Raw genomic sequence first — 19,267 nt, forward strand, 5'->3', positions numbered from 1 at the left:
GGAGGCTTCTCCCATGAAATCCTCAACATTAAAAAACAGCATGTTATCCGGTCTGCTCGTTACCGCCTTGCTTGCCCCGTCAGGGGCAGGCTCTGCGGCGTCCGGCGGTCAGGGTCTGCCAGCCCTAAGCGGCGCAGCTCCCGTCCTCCTGGACCTGCAAGCTATCTCGGTGGATCGTCTGCAATCGATTCGGCGAGCGCTGGAGCTTGGCCTTATTCAAGGCGATGACGCGGGCCGTTTCCGCCCTGATGAGCTTTTGACCCGTCAAGAACTGGCAGCTCTGCTGACCCGGGCCTTGAAGCTTCCGATCCCGCAGACGCTGGAGTCGTTCGATGATGTGGAGACGGAGAGCTGGAGCGCTCCGTATGTGGCCGCCGTTAAGCTGGCAGGGATTATGCAAGGGGATGAGGCTAATAAGTTTCGCCCTTTTGCCCGTATAACCCGGGAAGAATTGGCCATTACCCTGGTTCGTGCGGCCGGAGGGACAACTCCGGGGAGCAATCCAGTGAACGAGGTCACCGATTGGTCCAGCGTAAGCTCGTGGGCGGAAGCCTTCGTCAGGACAGCTATCGACGGCGGCATCATGCCGATCAGCCATGGGAAATTTTCGCCGCAAGAGCCTGTGCTAAGAGCGGATATTGCGCAGATGCTCATCTCGGCCTTTTATCCGGATGAGACGGCGGCGCTTCTTGAGGAGGTCGGGAAAAACTCGATCCGCATCAACGGTATTACGTACCAGTTGTCCGATCATGTAAAAGGCATTTTTCAGGAAAGCAATCGTTCGATCCTGAAAGGAGCGAAGCTGAAGTTCCGCAGTTCTGCAGGAACCATCCAATCGGTGACGGAGCTGCGGCTGCAAGCAAGCGGTACGGCCGCCGAAGAGAAGGAAGCCGAGTTCAGCCGCAATCTCAAGTTTGACGGACGCCATGCGACCCTCGACGGCAGCTTGACCGTAGCCGGAGACTATTCCACCATAACGAATCTAACCGTAGCCGGCGATCTCCATATCCATCGGGACGTGGAAAATGACTTTTTGGCTTCCAATCTGACGGTTCGAGGCAGGACGACAATCGAGGGCGGAGACAGCAACACCGTTGTCTTCCAAAACTCCACGCTGCAAGAGGTAGACGTCAAGAAGCAGGATGTTCACGTTGTATCCGATCAGGGGAGCAGCATAGCTTCCATGAACGTGCAGACGAATGCCACGATCCAATCCGTGGACGGCAGCATCAAGTCGCTGACAATTGCCGAGGGCGCAAAAAGCGTTGAGCTTCAGGGAGCCGTTCCTTCCGTAACTGTAACGAGCACTCAGCCGGTGAATCTGGGAGGAAGCCCGACCATTCAGAGCATGGCCGTTAACAACGGCGCTACGGTAAATGTAACGGGAGCGGCCACGATCTCCCAGGTTCAGCTTAACAATGCGGGGTCCAAAGTGATCGCAGGCACGGAATCCCAAGTCGGCAATGTGGTGGCAACCAATGGAGCCTCGGCTTCGAATGTCCAGAAGGCCCAGGCGCCTGAGCCGAACACGGCTCCCAAAGTTGAGACGCCGATTCCCGATATAGCGCTGACCATAGGCGATGCTCCTCTGGTCATCGACTTGTCGAAGCATTTTAAAGATGCTGAACAAAGCACATTGAAATACATAGCCAGCTCCCTCAAAAGCTCGGTTATTAAAAGCTCCCTGGCAGGCAGCATATTAACGCTTACGGCGGCAGGGGCGGGCTCGACAAGCGTCCGGGTGATTGCCGACGATCAGAACGGCTTGAAGCTTACCGTGGACATCAAGGCAGTCGTTAACGCGCCTCCCAAGGTGGCCGATCCCGCCAAGGTTCCTTCCTCGCTCGTCCTTACAGTCGGCAAGCTGGATGAAGTTATCGATCTGAATCCGTTATTCACCGATTCGGACAAGGATCCATTAACCTTCTCGGCGGAATCGTCCCAGCCCGGTATTGCGGCCGTGACGGAATCTGCGGGCAAGCTGACAATCACGCCGGAAGCGTCAGGCCAGAGCGTCATTAAAGCGACGGCTTCCGACGGGAGAGGCGGCTTCGCTTCTATTTCCATCCATGTGACCGTAAACGAAGCGCCTGTCATCCTGCCTGTCCCTGAGCAAATTGTACATCTGGGAGCAGGCGTCCAGGAGATTGACCTGACTCCTTATGTGACGGATAAAGAAAACGATGCTCTGACGATCACCCTGGACGGGTATGATGCCACGAGCGTATCGGCGGCCGTTGCCGGCTCCAAGCTGCTCATTACTCCTGTCAAGGCAGGACAATCAACCGTCAGCTTCTGCGTAAATGACGGACGGGGCGGCATCGCTTCAGGCCAGCTCCAGCTTAAGATTAACAGGGTTCCCAAGGTCCAGCATACGCCGGCCGACATGACATTAACCGTGGGGACGGCGGACAGCATTCTGGATATCTCTCAAGTGTTTACGGACGAAGACCTTGACTCGCTCGTCTATGAGGTCAGCTCTTCCCAGCCGGGACGGGTGACCGTCAGCGAAGCCGGGGGCCAGTTGACGCTGCACCCGATCGCTTCAGGGAGCTCCACGATTACGCTCTTGTCGCGGGATAGCAACGGCGGGGAAGCCGCCGCCACCTTTACCGTGCATATCAATGAGGCCCCCTCGATCGCGGGCATTCCTGCACAGATTATTCAGCTGGGAACGGCTCCGTATACGTTAGATCTTGCCGGGTACCTATCGGACCCTGAGCAGGACGCATTGATCTTGACGGCGGTGAGCGGCAATCCGGCTATTGCGAGCGTCCAGGTCTCAGGCCTTAAGGCTATATTAACTGGAGCAGCAGCGGGCGATACGACCGTCGCTTTGACAGTGGCGGATGGGCGCGGGGGCGTAACCGTAAATTCCTTCTCCTTGAAAGTCAATACAGCGCCGGCTTTGCAGCAGCAGCTCCCGGCTCAGCAGTTAACCGTAGGAACCGCCGACGGCGTGGTGGATCTGAGCCCGTTTTTTGGCGATGCCGATGGAGACGCGTTAACTTATGAAGTCGTTTCTTCCCAGCCGGGCACGGTGCATGTCGAAGAAGCCGCTGGCGTAGCGACGCTTAGAGCGATCGTGTCCGGTACTTCCACGATCACAGTCAAAGCTAAGGACGGGAAAGGCGGAGAGAAAACGGCCGGCTTCCAGGTAACGGTAAATGAAGCGCCGGTCATCGCTGCCGTACCTGCCCAGATTATCCAGCTCGGCGGAGGCGTGCAGGAAGTGGATTTGACTCCCTATTTGTCGGATACGGAGAATGATACGCTGATCGTCACGGCCACGGTGGATGCGACGCCAATAGCAACCGTGAGCGTTGCCGGAGCGAAGCTGCTGTTTACGGCCTTGAGCGCAGGGGACGCGCAGGTCAGCTTCACCGCTGCCGACGGGCGCGGGGGAAAGGCAGCCTCCAGCTTTGCGCTGAAGGTGAACACCGTGCCGGAGCTTGTCCAGCAGCCCGCAGCCCAGACTTTGAACGTAGGGGCCGCAGACGGCTCGCTGGATCTGGAGCAGGTATTTGGCGATGCTGACCAGGACGCGCTCAGCTTCGAGGCCAACGCGGCGCAAGCGGGAGTTGTTGCGCTTAGCGAGACGGCAGGCCGGCTGACCATCCAGGCGCTCGCCTCCGGCACAACGACGATAACGGTCAAGGCGCTCGATCATAAGGGCGGGGAGAGGTCGGCTTCATTCCAGGTGACGGTTAACGAGGCTCCTTTGTTCCAGACCGTACCGGTGCAGATTATACAGCTTGGATCAGGCGTTCAGGAATTCGATCTGAGTCCGTATGTGCAGGACAAAGAGCAGGATGCGTGGACCGCAGCTGTAGACGAGTTCTCCGCCGCCATCGTTGATGTTGGGGCAAACGGCACGAAGCTGCTGCTCACGCCTGCAGGTGCGGGCATGTCCGAAGTTAAGGTTACGGTGACCGATGCCCGCGGCGGAATCGCCCAAGGCACTGTCTATGTGGCGGTCAACACGGCGCCGGCCTCTGTTCAGACACTGTCCAAGCAGATTGTGACGGCAGGCCAGGCTCCTGCGCTTGTCGACCTTGCTCCGTTCTTCGCGGATGCGGATGGAGACACACTAACTTACGAGGTGACTTCATCTCAGCCGACAGTTGCAACTGGAAGCGAGGCCGGAGGACAGCTTGCGATCTCAGGACTGGCTCCAGGCACGGCCAGGCTGACAGTTACGGCGAAGGACGGGCGGGGCGGCTCAGCAAACATGAGCTTTGATGTGGAAATCAATGCTGCGCCTGTTATTCAAGCGATCCCGGATCAGATCATTCAACTGCAAGGAGCGCCGTTGGTGCTCAATCTGCTGCCGTACGTGCAAGATCCCGAACAGGAACCCATGACTTTGCAGGCAAGCATCAATAACGCGGCGATTGCGTCGGTGCAGGCTAACGGCTTCGAGCTGACGATCACTCCTCTTCAAGCCGGCTCGGCTCAGATTAGTGTAGTGGCGACGGATAGCCGGGGCGGGCAAACGAAGTCCAGTATAACGTTGGCTGTCAACACGGCCCCTGTGCAGAAGCAGCAGCCGCAGGAACAATCGCTGACTGTTGGGCAAGAGGACGGCGTTCTGGACTTGTCGCTTATTTTTACCGATCCGGATGCGGATACGCTGACTTACAGCGTGACCTCCTCCAGCCCTTCGGTTGCAGCGGCAAGCGAGACAGGAGGCATTCTGAAGACGCATGCTTTGGCGTCGGGAACCGCTGCGATCACTGTTACTGCCAAGGATGGCCGGGGCGGACAGGCGAGCTCCACGTTCAACGTGGTTGTGAATGAACCGCCTGTTGCTGCCGGCATTCCTCTCCAGAAGCTGGTATGGCCGGGAAGTCCGCGAACGCTCGATCTGTCCGCATACTTGACCGATACGGAGCAGGATACGCTGACTGTAACGGGCATTACGTATAATGAGACGATTGCGGCGCTGACGCTTAACGACCTGCTGCTGACTATGACGCCGATTAGCATCGGGCAAACCACGGTGACGATGTCGGTATATGACGGACGCGGAGGTACGGCGAGCAGCTCCTTCCAGTTGAAGGTGACGCCGCCCAATCAGGACCCGGTGGTGCAGCAGCCGATGACGCCTGCCATCCTGACGGCCGGACAAGCGGACAAGCTGCTCGATCTGGCAACGATATTCTCCGACCCCGACGCAGAGGATACGCTGACTTATGAGGCGAGCTCCAGCGATTCGTCCATTGCTTCGGTTACGTTAACCGGCAGTCAGGCGACCGTGCATGCGATCACTTCAGGCTCAGCGGATATTGTGCTGAAGGCGAGCGACGGCAAGGGTGGAGAAACGGAGTTTACGTGGAAAGTGACCGTTAACCAGCCGCCGGTGATCGGCTCGCTTGCCGCTCAGACCATCTGGATGCACGAAGGCGAGCAGGAGCTGGATTTGACAGCCTTGATTACCGATCCGGATGCGGCGGACACAGCGAATCTGCAACTGTCCGCGGTATCTTCCGCTCCAGCTGTAGCTTCCGTTACGGTGACGGGCAAGAAGCTGAAGATCAACCCGGAAGCGGCGGGAGCCGCCCAGATCGAGCTCACGGTGAACGATGGCCGCGGAGGGAAAGCAACGGCTCATCTATCCGTGACGATCAAGCAAAATCAGGCGCCGGCTATCAGCCCGGTTCCTGAGCAGGTGATGAAGGTGACGGACAGCAGCATGAGCCTGGATCTCGCTCCGTATCTGACCGACCCGGATTCCGGGGATGTGCAGGGGTTGACGGTATCCATATCGGCTGCTCCCGATTCGGCTGTGGCGACAGCCGGCGCGGCGGGCAAGCAACTGACGATCACCCCTGTTGGGGTAGGCAAAACATCCGTTCAAGTTACGGTCAGCGACGGACGCGGAGGTACGGCTGCAGGGAATGTGGCGATCACGGTGAATCCGGCGAAGGTCAACCAGGCGCCGCAGGCAGTAGCCGCGATTTACGAGCAAGTACTGACTCCTGGGGTCACCAATGCCCGTTCGTACGACTTGTCCCAGCTATTCGAAGATCCTGACGGCGACGCCATGACGTTCACCGCGGTATCCGCATCATCGGCCGCTGCTGCGGCCTCGGTGTCCGGCAGCACGCTGACGCTGACGCCGGGAACGGGCAGCGCAAGCACCCAGGTGACGATAACGGCAACGGACGGTGACGGAGCCAAAGGAACTTATGTGCTGACGGTCAGGACGGCTCAGCTGGTGGCGAACGGCCATATTACGGTCACGACCAAAACCGGCGTAAAGGACCCTATTATCTTCGATCTGTCGACTCTCTTCCCGGGGGAAACGAGCTTCACGGTATACCAGGGCACACCGGATTCGACATTCACAGGACCGACAACGCTCAGCGGTGACAAATTAACTTTCGGTCCCATGGAACAAATGATGTACACCTGGGTAATCGGAGCTGACGGCCGCGCGGCAGTCTTTCAGTACAAGTCTAATCCGCAGGGAACCGCGGAGCGGTTTATCTCCCAATACCTGGATGGCGGTGACGGCAGAATTGCTCTGCAGGTCAGCTATGCGGGCACGGAGGATACGTCTAAATTTGCGAGCGGTTATACGCTTGAAGTTCATAAGTACATGAAAAAAACAAATAAAAAAGAAGTGGTTTCCACACCTCTGTTTAACCAGTTTATTAGTCCCTACGTGTTTACCAATTACACCTTCTACGATCCGATGGATATAATGCCGATCCAGTATATCAACGATCCGGAAATTATTTTGTACGACTACGCGCAAACGGAGTTCAACGTCGTGGCGATCGTATTGAAACGAAACGGACAAATTCTGGATGTGCTTGGCAATCCGAACGGCACGGAGCAGTTTATGTCCAAGGGCGGAACCATCGTACGCAAAGCAGGTATAGTTAGTGGTTCGGGGACGTTCAGCCAATACGGGGAATGGAATACTTTCCCGAAGGGAACGTACCAATACTTCACTAGCCGCCTCTAAACATTGCATTCTCGCTTGCACCGGCTCCCGAACCGGCAGCACGGCCATCCGGCCTGCTCCGCTTCGGGAGTTTTTTTAATGCAAATCAAAGGACCCCCACAAAATATTTCCAACCGGCGAACGTATTCTAGTGAATCCAGAAACCCTTCGCGAAGGTTCTGAAGCTTATCTTTGACAATTGAACAAATTGACGCAGAGGAGATATGAACATGAACCCTATATTCAAGAAGACACTAGTATCCGGATTGACGCTTGCCATGGTGCTCGGCGGCACCTCCGCCGCACTGGCGGACGGCAAAGACAAAGGCCGCGACGACAAACGCGGCAATGACCACCGTTCGGAGCAGGCACGCAACTGGGGGGATTCGAAGCCGGGGCAGAAGAACAATAAGCTGAAGCTTAGCTTCGATGACCTGAAGGGCAGCGACGTGGAGTGGGCGGCGAGATACATTGCAAGCCTGGCCTCCAAGCAGGTATTCGAGGGCTATGAGGATGGCACGTTCCAGCCGCGCAAGACGATTACTCGCATCGAGGCGATCACGGCGGCTGTCCGCTTGATGGGCCTGCGGGATCAAGCTGAATCGGATGCAGCGAAGCAAGCGAACCTGAATTTCAGCGATGCCAATAAAATCAAGGAAAAATATGGATGGGCTGTCGGTTATGTATCCGTTGCCCTGCAAAATGACCTGTTCACCGAAACGGATGCGGCCGTGCAGCCGGATAAGGAAGCGGACCGTCTGTGGGCGACGACGCTGCTGGTGAAGGCGCTCAAGCTGCAGGACGAAGCCAAGTCGAAGATGAATGCGAAGCTGCCGTTCAAGGATGCAGGGAAAATTCCTGCCGGCTCTGTCGGTTACGTGGCCGTCGCGCTGGAAAGAGGCTTGATCGACGGGTATGAGGACAATACGTTCCGTCCTAATCAGCAGGTGACCCGCGCCGAGCTGGCGGCGCTGCTGGATCGTACGGGGAGCCAACTGCCGGATAATACGGCCTACAAAGGTACGGTAACCGGCCCGGTGACGACCAACATGCTTTCTGTGAAAGCTTCCAATAACGAAACGATCAGCGTAGAGATGGACGGCTCGGCCTATGTATTCCGCAACGGAGTTCGGGTTGCGCCAAGCCAGCTCGTAGCCGGCGACCAGGTGCTGGTGCGCACGTATGGCGGCAAAATTATCTTCGTTGAAGTAACGAAGATGGCCGGTGACAACGGGCAGTCGGTGGACTTCGTGGTAACCGGTACGCTGAATGGCTACACGCTGAACTCCCAAGGTTCTCTCGCTACAATTTCGATTAATCAGAATGTCAGCGGCGGGGGCGTACAAACGGCCGTGTATAACGTTGCACAAAACGTATACATTTCCGGTGACGTCAGCCTGCTGACAGCCGGACGCTCCATCGAGCTGAGAGGCAAACAACAATCCGTTCACACCGTTATTATTCGATAATATAGAAGCAAGCTATAGAGAAAAAGGTTAGCTTTACACGCATGCGAGCAGCCCTCTTCGAGGCCCAACGGCTATCGGAGAGGGCTGTTCTATGTGCGCAACTCTGTGTATAATAGAAGGATTACCGCAGAGACGGGCAGGGGGAGCGCAAGCATGAAGGACAATCGAGTAAGGCTGGAGGACATCATGATGGCGAGCTATATGCTCAAGGACGTTGTGACGCATACTCCGCTGCAGAAAAATTATATTTTATCCGAAAGATACGGCTGCCACGTGTATTTGAAGCGGGAGGACCTGCAGGTCGTTCGCTCGTTCAAGATTCGCGGCGCCTACCATATGATCCGCAGTCTGGCGGATGAGCAGCTCGCCAAAGGCGTCGTGTGCGCCAGCGCCGGCAACCATGCGCAGGGCGTAGCTTATTCATGCAGAGCCTTGAAAATTCACGGCAAAATTTTCATGCCAACGACAACGCCGCGGCAGAAAATTTCGCAGGTGAAGCTGTTTGGCGGCGAGTTCGTCGAGGTGCTGCTGATGGGCGACACGTTCGACGACTCGCTGAGAGAAGCGGTCGCTTACGGCGAGCGTGAAGGCATGACCTTCATCCATCCCTTTGACGATGCCAAGGTCGTAGCCGGACAAGGGACAGTCGGCATGGAGCTGATGACGGATATGAAGGAGCCGGTAGACTTCGTCTTCGGCGGCATCGGCGGAGGCGGCCTGATGGCGGGCGTCGGCACTTACGTCAAAAGCATCAGTCCGTCCACACAAGTGATCGGCGTGGAAGCGACCGGCGCACCTTCGATGACCCAGTCGCTGGAAAAGGGCGAGATCGTGACACTGGGCGAGATCGACAAGTTCGTGGACGGTACGGCCGTCAAGCGGGTCGGCGAGCTGAACTATGAGATCGTCCGCGATGTCGTAGACGATATTATCGTCGTTCCGGAGGGCAAGGTGTGCACGACGATTCTCGAGCTGTACAACGAGAACGCGATCGTGGCTGAGCCGGCGGGCGCGCTGCCGGTCGCCGCGCTGGATTTCTACCGCGAGCAGATTGCCGGCAAGCATGTCGTGTGCATCATCAGCGGCGGCAACAACGACATCGACCGGATGCAGGAGATCAAGGAGCGCTCGCTGATCTACGAAGGGCTCAAGCATTACTTTATGGTGAACTTTCCCCAGCGCGCCGGGGCGCTGCGCGAGTTTCTGGAATTCGTGCTCGGTCCGAACGACGACATCACACGCTTCGAATACACGAAGAAAACAAGCAAGGAGAACGGTCCGGCCTTGGTCGGCATCGAGCTGAAGCATAAAGATGACTACGGGCCTCTGCTGGAGCGCATGAATGAGCGGGGACTGCAGTATAGTGAGATTAACAAGGACCCGTATTTGTTTAATCTGTTGATCTAGCAGCGGCGGCTTGCTTCGAGGGATGCGTCAGGGTGGCTACCCTCGGAATATGGATGATCAGGGAGCAGACGAGTCTTGACGCGGGATATAGGGGAACAGGAAAGGTGGCTTGAGCGTGGAGGAGAAGGAGCATCCGATTACGGACGTGATCTTGGAAGATTATGAGGATGACGATGACGACGATGACCGCTGGAAGCCTTCCGGCCGGGCGGTTGCAGGCTGCGCTCATGATCGCAACGGACTGGCGGTTAGGCGGAGCGGGACGAACGGGTTGTAGGCATGGGGGCAGATTGCGTGGCTGGGCAGTTGGGGCGGGCGGGGCGAAGGAGAGCAAGCGGTACGTGCGCCTCATAGCTCGCCGGGAGCTGCACGAGGTGCAGACGTGAGATGCTCCGGGCAGCTTACGAGCTAGGTAGTCGGAGCGCGCTGAACAGGCCGGCGATCCGACTAAGCGTAGGGATCTGAGCGATACGGAGCGATCGGAGCCGGCCGGTTGAGGGTCGAGGCCGGGGAACAGGCCGGGCAGGCTGACCGGTCGGAGCGGGGACTAGGCGGTTTCCCCAAGCCATCCCCGCTAGCCGTGCTTCTACGCCATGCACCTGTATTTTTCCGTTGTCCCTTCTTACGGGCGGCTGATCATTCAGCCGCTTTTTTTCGTATATAATGTGAAAAAGCCGGTGTGAGTTGTTAGATTCATGATTTTCTCTTCTTTTTTAAATACCCTAAGCGCGCCCATCTGGGCATCCTGCTGCTCGATCCAACCGGATTCCTGCAGCTTAGCCAGATAATAAGCCGGTATGCTGTCTTCCTCCTGCAGCCCTTTGAGCTTGTAGCGGACATAATGGATTGAATTGTCCTGCGAAGTGTGATCCGTTATTTCAGCCCGGACAGGTACGGGAAATTGCGCGTCGATACTTGAACCGACAAACCCGGATTGATTGTCAGCATGGGTGCAGCCGCTGCATGCGACTATAAGCACGATGGACCACAGTATCCGTTTGAACCATAAATTTCCTCGCATACCTTCGATTCCTCCCTGTCTTTCTTAGGCTTCCTACTCCAAAGACGATATAGCTCTACGGAAAGTTCCATCTTTTCTCCAAACAGGCACATACCCGTCCTTCAGCTCACATACTCTGTTATGACAGATAGTAACACAGCCGGAAGAAGAGGCGGAGGTCTGAGCTTCTGCCGCTGAGGAAAGGCAGGGAAGACTATGGAGCTTTGGGCGATTTGGTTAATCATTGCCGGTGTGCTGCTGATCGCCGAGATGATGACGCTTACGTTTTATCTGTTATGGATCGCGGTTGGCGCTGCCGTAGCTGCGGCGATGGCATGGTTGTGGCCGGGTCTGGTCATCTGGCAAGTGTTTGCGGGCTGCATCGTTGTCTTGGTGCTGACGATTTTCACCAAGCCTATCACCCGCCGGTTCCGCAGCTCGGGAAGCTACAGGGATGCGGTAGATGAGCTGGTTGGGAAAACAGGGGTTGTCCTGGAGCCGATCGAACCGGGGGCGCAGGGTCTTGTCAGGGTAGGCAGCGAAATGTGGAGCGCTCGTGCCGAAGAACGTATCGCCGAAGGGGAAACGGTCACGGTCCAGGCCAGAAGCAGTACGCATTTGTTCGTCCAAAAAGCTAAAGGGGATGGTTAAATGGGAACCCTTGTCACCATTATAATCTTGCTTATTGTGATCGTGTTCGCCGCGATGTCGATCAAGATCGTTCCGCAGCAGCGGGTCGGCGTGGTGGAACGTCTCGGCAAGTTTAACCGGCTGCTGACTCCTGGCGTTAATGTGCTGGTGCCGGTCATTGATCATGTGCGTACCTACCATGACCTGCGCATCCAGCAAGCCAATGTCCCTCCCCAGACGGTTATCACCAAGGATAACGTGCAGGTGCAGATCGATACGATCATTTTCTACCAGGTCACCGGACCGGAGCAGGCAACCTACGGGATATCCGACTATGTCTACGGAGTGCGCAACATCAGTACCGCCACCATGCGGCAAATTATCGGCAAAATGGAGCTGGACGAAACCTTATCCGGACGCGAGAAAATTTCCAGCGACATCCGCCTGGCTCTCGACGAGGCGACGGAGAAATGGGGCGTCCGCATCGAGCGCGTCGAAGTGATCGACATCCAGCCGCCCAAGGATATCCAGGATGCGATGGATAAGCAAATGAAGGCTGAGCGCAGCAAACGCGCCATCGTCCTCGAGGCCGAAGCCGCCAAGCAGGATATGATCCTGCGCGCCGAGGGCGACAAGCAGAGCAAAATCCTGAAGGCCGAGGGCGACAAGGAAGCCCGCATCCGCGAAGCCGAGGGGCTGCGTCAAGCCCAGGAGCTGGAAGCGCTCGGCGAAGCGAAAGCCATCCAGGCGGTGGCCGAGGCCGAGAAGCGCCGGATCGAGCTGCTCCGCGAGGGCGGACTCGATGAGCAGGTGCTTACCTACCGCTCGCTGGAAGCGCTACGGGATATTGCGAGCGGCCCGGCCAATAAGGTGTTTCTTCCCACCAGAGCGTTGGAGACGCTGGGCAGCATCGGTGCGATCGGCGAGATGCTGAAGGGGATGCCGGGCGGAGGGAAGGGGGAATAGGAGGAAGAAGCGGTTATGCGGAGGCTGGCATTATCCCAGACAGATCATGCCGTTTCAGTTGAGTAACGAGGATGCTTTTTTCCGTGTTGTGCTGGAAGACAAATAAGGATATGACCGAAAGCATCGGGAGGTCACACCGTCACTGGGATGGTGTGGGACTCCTTTTTATATTTCCACTTTGTGGGCGTCCTGCTATAATGAAGGGAATATTTATGAAAGTTGCTATTTCCAAGCACAATGAGACCAAATTAGCGATTAAGGTGGTTAGCTATTAGAAGGAAGGGCTGGAGCGCATACTCGCCTTGCTCAGTAGAGTCCGGATTGCGCAAGACTTATGGACCGTTCCTATACGCTTGAAGGGGTGGGGCGCTTCTGGGAGCGTTTGCAGCTGTGGAACTTCAAGTAGAACCTGTGAGGCAAGAATGCTGGTATCATGAGAAAAGTCATGGCTTTGAGGCACCTCCTTCGAGCCGCAACATCCTATTGCTCGAAGAAAGGAAAATTCCATGAAACTCGGTGAATTACTTGGAATGGGTAATACAGCAAATGTTTATCTTTGGGGAAGGACGGAAGTCATAAAAATTTTCCACGATCAGGAAAACTCAAGGATTGAAGCGAGCAAAGAAGCTAAGAACGCAGAAATCATTAATAATTTAAATTTAAGAGCACCAAGGTTTTCTGGCACATTGGAATATGAAGGGAAGCAATGTCTTCTTTATGAAAGAATTAACGGACATACGATGCTATCACAGATAGCACCAACCGTATCCAGTGTTTCTTACTATGCCAAACAAATGGCGCAAGTTCAGTACGAAATGCATCAAGTAAGGGTCGGAATTCAGCCGAATTTGAAAACCGAATTATCTAAAAGTATAGTTACCCAAGAATTAATAAATAAAGATGAGAAACAAATGATCACTGACATTTTAGAATATCTGCCTGAGAGCAATAGAATTTGCCACTATGATTTTCATCCTGGAAATATCATTCTTTCTTCGAAAGGTCCGATTATTATTGATTGGTTGAATGCATTGGTTGGTCATGAAACAGCAGATTTAGCTAGAACTTCAATGATGCTTCAGTCTAATGTATTACCGCCTAATGCTCCCGATGTTTTAATAAAAAGGGAACTTCGAGAGTTGTTCCATGAAGAATATTTGAAAGAATACTTATTGATAGCTGGGAGGAAGCAGGAAGAGATAGTAGATTGGATGGCACCAACCTTAGCATATCGGATTGGAGAAATGAAAGGTTTACATAAAATTGAAACACTGACGAACTTAAGAAGGATATTAAATAGATAGCATCGGGCTGTCACTTGGTCCGGCAGAAGCGTTTGGCAGAGAAATGGAATCAATCGAACAACCAACATGATCAACCCCTTCGTGAATGCGAGGAGCGTTAGGTGAAGTTCAACTAAGAACTTGGAGGAACAAAAAGTGCTAAACATGGAAAACCTTTTACTTATTACCGATATTCCCGGCTATTCGCCTCAAATCAGCCGGTTAGTATCCATGATGAATTATGTGAGATTTACAACATTAGATGCAGTGAAAAATCTAACACAAGACCAGCTTGATTTTTTGCTAGATTCACAAAGCAATTCGATCGGAGCTTTATTACTGCATTTTGCAGCTGTTGAATATGCCTATCAGGTTTCAACTTTTGAAAAACGAGAATTGAATGAAGAAGAACTATCACTTTGGGGCCCTGCGCTTGATTTAGGGAAAGAAGGGCAGGAGAAGATAAAGGGAAATGATTTAGCATTTTATATCAATAAATTAGATCTTGTAAGGAATAGAACGCTTGAATTTTTTAAATCAGTTAATGATGAATGGTTATATGAAGAAGAAAAGTTTTGGTGGAACAAACAAGCTAACCATTATTTTATGTGGTTTCATGTATTTGAAGATGAGATCAATCATAGAGGTCAAATCAGAATGATTAGAAAGAGATTGAATGTGTGTTAGATGAAACTGACCAAAGCCATAAAATCAGAGAAGCTAGGAGGAGTATTAATTTGGAGAAATTAGTTGAGCACGTAGATCATGTTCAATTACCAGTAACCGACATTAACAAAGCAGTAAGTTGGTATAGTGAAGTATTAGGATTAGAACCGCTTACAGTGCATCTTCACGCGGCATGGTTAAAGTTTGTCTCTGGACCCGTTTTGATGCTGCATTATAGCACAAAAAATGAAAAGACCTTATGGTACTCAGAAGACGGTTTTCCAATGCCATCCTTTATGTTTTTAACAAAAAATATCAAATTGCTGCATTCATCCCTTCAAAATTACAAAGTACTTATAAGACTTTATGAGGATCATGGATTTGGTTGGGTCATCAAGTTTGTAGACCCATACGGTAATGAATTGGGAGCATATGAGCCAAAGGAAGCTTAAAATGGAAGGTTATATGAAATCTGCGGAGATTATGTGAAGACGGTAATACCATTAATCCATACATAAAATTAACCCCGCCAAGGAGTAGAACAATGAACCCACCAAAGCATATTGTTTCAGCAGCGGCCATTGTAATAAATGACAAAAACGAATTGTTACTTATTAAAGGACCAAGAAGAGGCTGGGAGATGCCTGGAGGTCAAGTGGAAATAGGAGAATCCTTAACACAAGCAGCGATAAGAGAAACAAAAGAAGAGTCAGGAATCGACATTGAAATTATCAAGTTTTGCGGGATTTTTCAGAATGTAGGAAACTCAATTTGTAATACTCTGTTTCTAGCGAAACCAATTGGTGGAGAATTAACACAATCATCAGAAAGCTTGGAGTCAGGCTTCTTTCCAATTGATGAAGCATTAAATAAAGTTAATTGGAAGGATTTTAGACAAAGAATAGAATATTGTTTGAAGCCTGACATGCAGCCTTTTTGTATTGAGTTTAATGATGAGAAGAATATATGAGTGAAGCTCAAGAAGCCGCGGGCGGGCATTATCAATTATTACATGACCTGCGAACCTAACCGTGTCGTGGTTTCATCCGTGGGGGCCTCAGGATCCCGAGTTCGTGAACACAGAAACTACGTATAAAGCTAACAAATCCGTTGTGGAAGATGGTGTAAAGAAGATGAATGCTTTTAGTAGGCTGATTAAAGAAGATGAACTTGAAAACCTTTTATTATTATATAAGCATTTACAGCCCGATGACCCAGATCTTGTTAGAAATGAGGATTTGGTTAGACATTGGAAGGATATTTTGAACGATGGAAACATGAAAATTATTGTTGTGAAGAGTAATGGGGTAATCGTTGCTTCCTGTGTATTAGTCATTGTTAAGAACCTGACGAGGAATGCTCGGCCATATGGATTAATAGAGAACGTAGTGACGCATAAAGATTTTAGGAGACACGGATATGGAAGAAAAGCGTTAGAGAAAGCAATCGAAATTGCCCAAGAAAGTAATTGTTATAAACTTATGCTTATGACTGGCTCCAAAAGAGGAGAAGTACATAAATTTTACGAAAGTGTTGGATTTACCAAAGGAGTAAAAACAGGATTTATTATAAAGATGTAAAACTTTGTAAGTGAATTAGAAGAAGTAGTGGCATCAATTAATTTATTAGTTTGAAAGATATTTCTAAGGAGAATGCGTTATGGGTTATGATTTGTCTGTCCATGTAAATGAAATAAACGATAATATAGTGCCCCAATGGATATCAGAGATAAGAAAATTCAATATGAACGTAGAAATACATCCAGAGTTCTCTTTTCATACTCACTCGGGATTCTTACCTTTTAAAGTGGTTATCTATGACTGTCCAAATAAAGAGTTAAATAACTTGGAATTGTTGACGGGCTATGAGCTATACGTCAATACAATGGAAAAGAAACGGGATGAAAAGTCGATAATATCCAGATTATTTTCTAAAAAAGACCGCTTAAACTCAATTGAAAGAAAAATAAAGAATGCAAACATAGAGATTATTTTTAATATAAGCGCTCAAGATAGTTTCGAGTTTAGAATAGGGTGGTTCTCCGCAGCCTCATTAGCATTCATTTGTAATGGCGTATTGATTGATCCTCAAGAGGATTTAAAGTTAGAAGGTAATCAACTAATTAGACATGCGCATCATACAGTGCTTGAAGATGAGAAACTTATACAACAAGAAGATTGGAGAATACACAGATTTGAAGGATGGTGACTTAAAAAGCCAATCTTTACAGATGCCATATTCAACATCAGGCTGACGCCCTCGGTCAGCAGACGTGATTTCGGAGGAAGCTGCGGACAATGTCTATGTGTTCGTGAATGCGGAAGACGTTAGATAAAAGAATGGAGTATTCATTAAGGAGACGAAATATGAAAATCCTGTTCTTATGTACAGACAATTTTACAAGGAGCATTATTGCTGAATATTGTTTAAAGGATTATTTGCTAAAGAATCATATCCAACATATATCGGTTTCTTCCGCGGGGATCAGAGCGAACAGTGATATAAGTAAATACTCTAGACTTCATTTTGAGATTCTTAAAGAGATGGATATTGACACTTCGGAGTGGAGCAGGACTCCATTCTCTGAAGATTTTTTTATTGAGTACGATTTGATAATTGGGATGAGTGAGCTACATATAGACTTTATTAAACAAGAGTACGATCGGGAGATCTCGTTATTCAATAAAGTGTATAACGGTCTCAATACTCCAGTAAATATCGGTTCACCCGACAGTCCAAACTTTGAAGTTCAGATGAGAGCGTTAGTGCAGTACTTTAAGGATGCAATGCCAAGTCTTCTGAAGAATATTGAAAAAATGAGGAGCAATTAACCAATTTGTGAGTAAAAGTTGCTTCGTCAACAATGTGTCCATGCATCGGGCGGCTACGTCGTCCCTGCTGTCGCCAGTAGATGAGTCGTAGAAGATTCAGGCACGCATCCGACCCTACGGGTCTTAAACACATTAAATTTCGAGGGTGTTTTTATGGAAGAGGTTAAGGAACTCCTAGTAAAGAAGTTCCAGGAGATCGAGAAAAGAATAAAATTGGTTATGGAACAACTAAGTGATGACGAAGTGAATTGGAGACCGAATAAATCACGTAATAGTATTGCAAATCTAATCATTCACATTGACGGAAATATAAACGAACGTGTAGGTAAAGGAATAAACAAGAAAGACTTTATCAGACATAGAGATGAAGAATTTGAATCAGTATCCAAAAAGAAATCTGAATTAATTGAAATATTGGAGAAATCCTTTAATGAATAGAAACGACAAAAGGAATGACCAACAGTTCCATGACTCAGACACAAATAGTTAGAAATATAGGAATCAAGAGTATATATCGACTTCGATTCCAAAGAAGAAATAAAGATTTTAAGCAAAATCGAATATGGTAGATAATGAACGACTAATATAACAAAGCTCTTTATAGATAGGAGATTGATATGATTATTATCAGAGAAGCAGATAAATTAGACTACCCTGAGTTAAGACAACTATATCTTGAATCGCGACTTAAGAGTTTTCACTGGGCGAACGCAGAAGAGATGACTTTAGATGATTTTGATAGGGATACAATTGAAGAATACATATTACTAGCAGAGGAAAATTCGCGTATCCTTGGATTTTCATCTTTATATCTGCCTGACAATTTTATTCATAATTTATTTGTACACCCCGATGCTGTCGGCAAAGGTATTGGCACTCAGTTGATTAATAACGCATTAGAAAAAATGAGCAGGCCGGTAAGATTAAAGTGTGTATCTGAAAATCATAGAGCATTAATTTTTTACGAAAAAAATGGGTGGAAGAAAGTTGTTGAAGAAGGAAAGCCTGGGGAGAAATATTGGGTTTTAGTATACGAATAACAATACTTGAGCTTTAAGTATTTTAATAGGAGGTTTTTGGAGAAGATGGAAGTTGGAAGCAGCGCTAGTAGTTTCGTCTTTGCATATTTCCCGGTTTTAATGATTATCTTTTATCTTTTTTTATTAGGGCTAGGGTTCTTTGTTCTATACCTAACAATTAAAATAGCAATCAATAACTCAAAGTTAAATTACAATATTGAACAATTAAGAATTGAAGTATCAAGATTGAATAATAATTTGCTGTCTATGAGTGACTCGAAAATCACTGAGAATTCAAAGGAAAAATAAAGAGACCGTGAAGATAGGTCTAATAAATATTAATAACCACTCGAAGATGACACCGCAGACAATCCTGCGAAGTTATAAGAAAAAAGGAGCCATAAATTATGAATGACCTCTCGGATATCAATTCGACAGAATCGATTAAAATCATAATCGGAGCATCATCACAATCGTATATTGGATGGATCCAAACACAAGAAGAGGATTTGAATTTACTTCAGCGTTCCGATTGGATAGAACTTTTCGGTGAACAAAGAATTGACGTAATTTTGGCAGAACATGTGTGGGAACATCTTACGTACGAGGAAGGAGTAAAGGCTGCCCGGATTTGTTATGAATTTTTGAAGCCAAATGGATATATACGTTGCGCTGTTCCGGATCGTTTCTTTAGAAATGAATGGTACCAGAATCTTGTAAAGATTGGGGGACCTGGCCCGAAAGATCATCCAGCAGCTAGTCACAAGATTGTACATGATTATAAAAGTCTTACGAAGATGTTCGAGGAAGCTGGGTTTAAGGTGAAATTGCTTGAATTTTGTGATGAGGATGGAAGGTTTCATTTTCAAGAATGGGATCCTGAGTGCGGGTTTATTTATAGGTCATTCAGGTTTGATCATCGGAATAAGCATGGAGATCTCGGGTTTGTGTCTCTAATTGTAGATGCAATCAAGGAATGATTTAAGTTGCGGGACATCGTATAACACCATATTATGCGCAGTGTTTTTTGAACCCCTCAAA

17 protein-coding genes are annotated in these 19,267 nt (G+C 50.0%); 16 read left to right on the forward strand and 1 reads right to left on the reverse strand.

Going from position 1 to position 19,267, the window contains the following annotated elements:
* Positions 1 to 13: 13 nt before the first annotated feature.
* The 4 genes from BLR08_RS18825 to BLR08_RS31200 all read left to right on the forward strand — a co-directional run bounded on the left by BLR08_RS18825 (position 14) and on the right by BLR08_RS31200 (position 10,108).
* Complete coding sequence (locus BLR08_RS18825; RefSeq protein WP_072331560.1) at positions 14 to 6,976, forward strand: S-layer homology domain-containing protein; 6,963 nt, start codon at positions 14 to 16, stop codon at positions 6,974 to 6,976.
* 209 nt (positions 6,977 to 7,185) lie between these two features.
* On the forward strand, positions 7,186 to 8,424 hold the full coding sequence (locus BLR08_RS18830; RefSeq protein ID WP_072331563.1) for an S-layer homology domain-containing protein: 1,239 nt from the start codon (positions 7,186 to 7,188) through the stop codon (positions 8,422 to 8,424).
* 153 nt (positions 8,425 to 8,577) lie between these two features.
* Positions 8,578 to 9,831: a threonine ammonia-lyase IlvA gene (ilvA, locus tag BLR08_RS18835; protein WP_072331566.1), complete on the forward strand. Its 1,254-nt coding sequence runs from the start codon at positions 8,578 to 8,580 to the stop codon at positions 9,829 to 9,831.
* A gap of 115 nt (positions 9,832 to 9,946) precedes the next feature.
* A complete protein-coding gene (locus BLR08_RS31200; RefSeq protein WP_176835552.1) occupies positions 9,947 to 10,108 on the forward strand; it encodes a hypothetical protein in 162 nt (53 codons plus the stop codon).
* A 363-nt stretch (positions 10,109 to 10,471) separates the two neighbouring features.
* Here the strand turns inward: BLR08_RS31200 and BLR08_RS18840 are convergent, their stop codons facing one another.
* Positions 10,472 to 10,852 (reverse strand): hypothetical protein, encoded by a 381-nt coding sequence (locus tag BLR08_RS18840; protein WP_072331569.1) that lies wholly within the window; start codon positions 10,850 to 10,852, stop codon positions 10,472 to 10,474.
* Positions 10,853 to 11,047: 195 nt separating this feature from the next.
* On the opposite strand from BLR08_RS18840, the gene BLR08_RS18845 reads away from it, so the two are divergent.
* The 12 genes from BLR08_RS18845 (at position 11,048) to BLR08_RS18905 (ending at position 19,206) form a co-directional block, all read left to right on the forward strand.
* Positions 11,048 to 11,482, forward strand: coding sequence for an NfeD family protein (locus BLR08_RS18845; RefSeq protein ID WP_072331572.1), 435 nt, complete (start codon positions 11,048 to 11,050; stop codon positions 11,480 to 11,482).
* Positions 11,483 to 12,427 carry an SPFH domain-containing protein gene (locus BLR08_RS18850; RefSeq protein WP_072331575.1) on the forward strand — a complete coding sequence of 315 codons (945 nt, stop codon included), beginning with the start codon at positions 11,483 to 11,485 and terminating at the stop codon, positions 12,425 to 12,427. It begins immediately after the preceding gene.
* A 506-nt stretch (positions 12,428 to 12,933) separates the two neighbouring features.
* Positions 12,934 to 13,731, forward strand: coding sequence for an aminoglycoside phosphotransferase family protein (locus BLR08_RS18855; protein WP_072331577.1), 798 nt, complete (start codon positions 12,934 to 12,936; stop codon positions 13,729 to 13,731).
* A 144-nt stretch (positions 13,732 to 13,875) separates the two neighbouring features.
* Complete coding sequence (locus BLR08_RS18860) at positions 13,876 to 14,397, forward strand: DinB family protein (RefSeq protein WP_072331869.1); 522 nt, start codon at positions 13,876 to 13,878, stop codon at positions 14,395 to 14,397.
* A gap of 50 nt (positions 14,398 to 14,447) precedes the next feature.
* Positions 14,448 to 14,828 carry a VOC family protein gene (locus BLR08_RS18865; protein ID WP_072331580.1) on the forward strand — a complete coding sequence of 127 codons (381 nt, stop codon included), beginning with the start codon at positions 14,448 to 14,450 and terminating at the stop codon, positions 14,826 to 14,828.
* Positions 14,829 to 14,920: 92 nt separating this feature from the next.
* Positions 14,921 to 15,346, forward strand: a complete 426-nt coding sequence (locus BLR08_RS18870) for an NUDIX hydrolase (protein ID WP_072331582.1) — start codon at positions 14,921 to 14,923, stop codon at positions 15,344 to 15,346.
* A 103-nt stretch (positions 15,347 to 15,449) separates the two neighbouring features.
* Positions 15,450 to 15,956, forward strand: a complete 507-nt coding sequence (locus tag BLR08_RS18875; protein ID WP_256257659.1) for a GNAT family N-acetyltransferase — start codon at positions 15,450 to 15,452, stop codon at positions 15,954 to 15,956.
* Between the two features lie 79 nt (positions 15,957 to 16,035).
* Complete coding sequence (locus BLR08_RS18880; RefSeq protein ID WP_072331585.1) at positions 16,036 to 16,584, forward strand: hypothetical protein; 549 nt, start codon at positions 16,036 to 16,038, stop codon at positions 16,582 to 16,584.
* A 158-nt stretch (positions 16,585 to 16,742) separates the two neighbouring features.
* Entirely contained in the window at positions 16,743 to 17,207 is a 465-nt protein-coding gene (locus BLR08_RS18885; protein WP_072331588.1) for an arsenate reductase/protein-tyrosine-phosphatase family protein, read from the forward strand.
* A gap of 153 nt (positions 17,208 to 17,360) precedes the next feature.
* Positions 17,361 to 17,645: a DUF1572 family protein gene (locus BLR08_RS18890; protein ID WP_072331590.1), complete on the forward strand. Its 285-nt coding sequence runs from the start codon at positions 17,361 to 17,363 to the stop codon at positions 17,643 to 17,645.
* Positions 17,646 to 17,827: 182 nt separating this feature from the next.
* A complete protein-coding gene (locus tag BLR08_RS18895) occupies positions 17,828 to 18,247 on the forward strand; it encodes a GNAT family N-acetyltransferase (RefSeq protein ID WP_072331876.1) in 420 nt (139 codons plus the stop codon).
* 386 nt (positions 18,248 to 18,633) lie between these two features.
* Positions 18,634 to 19,206 (forward strand): class I SAM-dependent methyltransferase, encoded by a 573-nt coding sequence (locus tag BLR08_RS18905; RefSeq protein WP_072331596.1) that lies wholly within the window; start codon positions 18,634 to 18,636, stop codon positions 19,204 to 19,206.
* The last annotated feature ends 61 nt before the right edge of the window (positions 19,207 to 19,267 follow it).

The organism is Paenibacillus sp. cl123, from assembly GCF_900101595.1.
Lineage (GTDB): Bacteria > Bacillota > Bacilli > Paenibacillales > NBRC-103111 > Paenibacillus_G.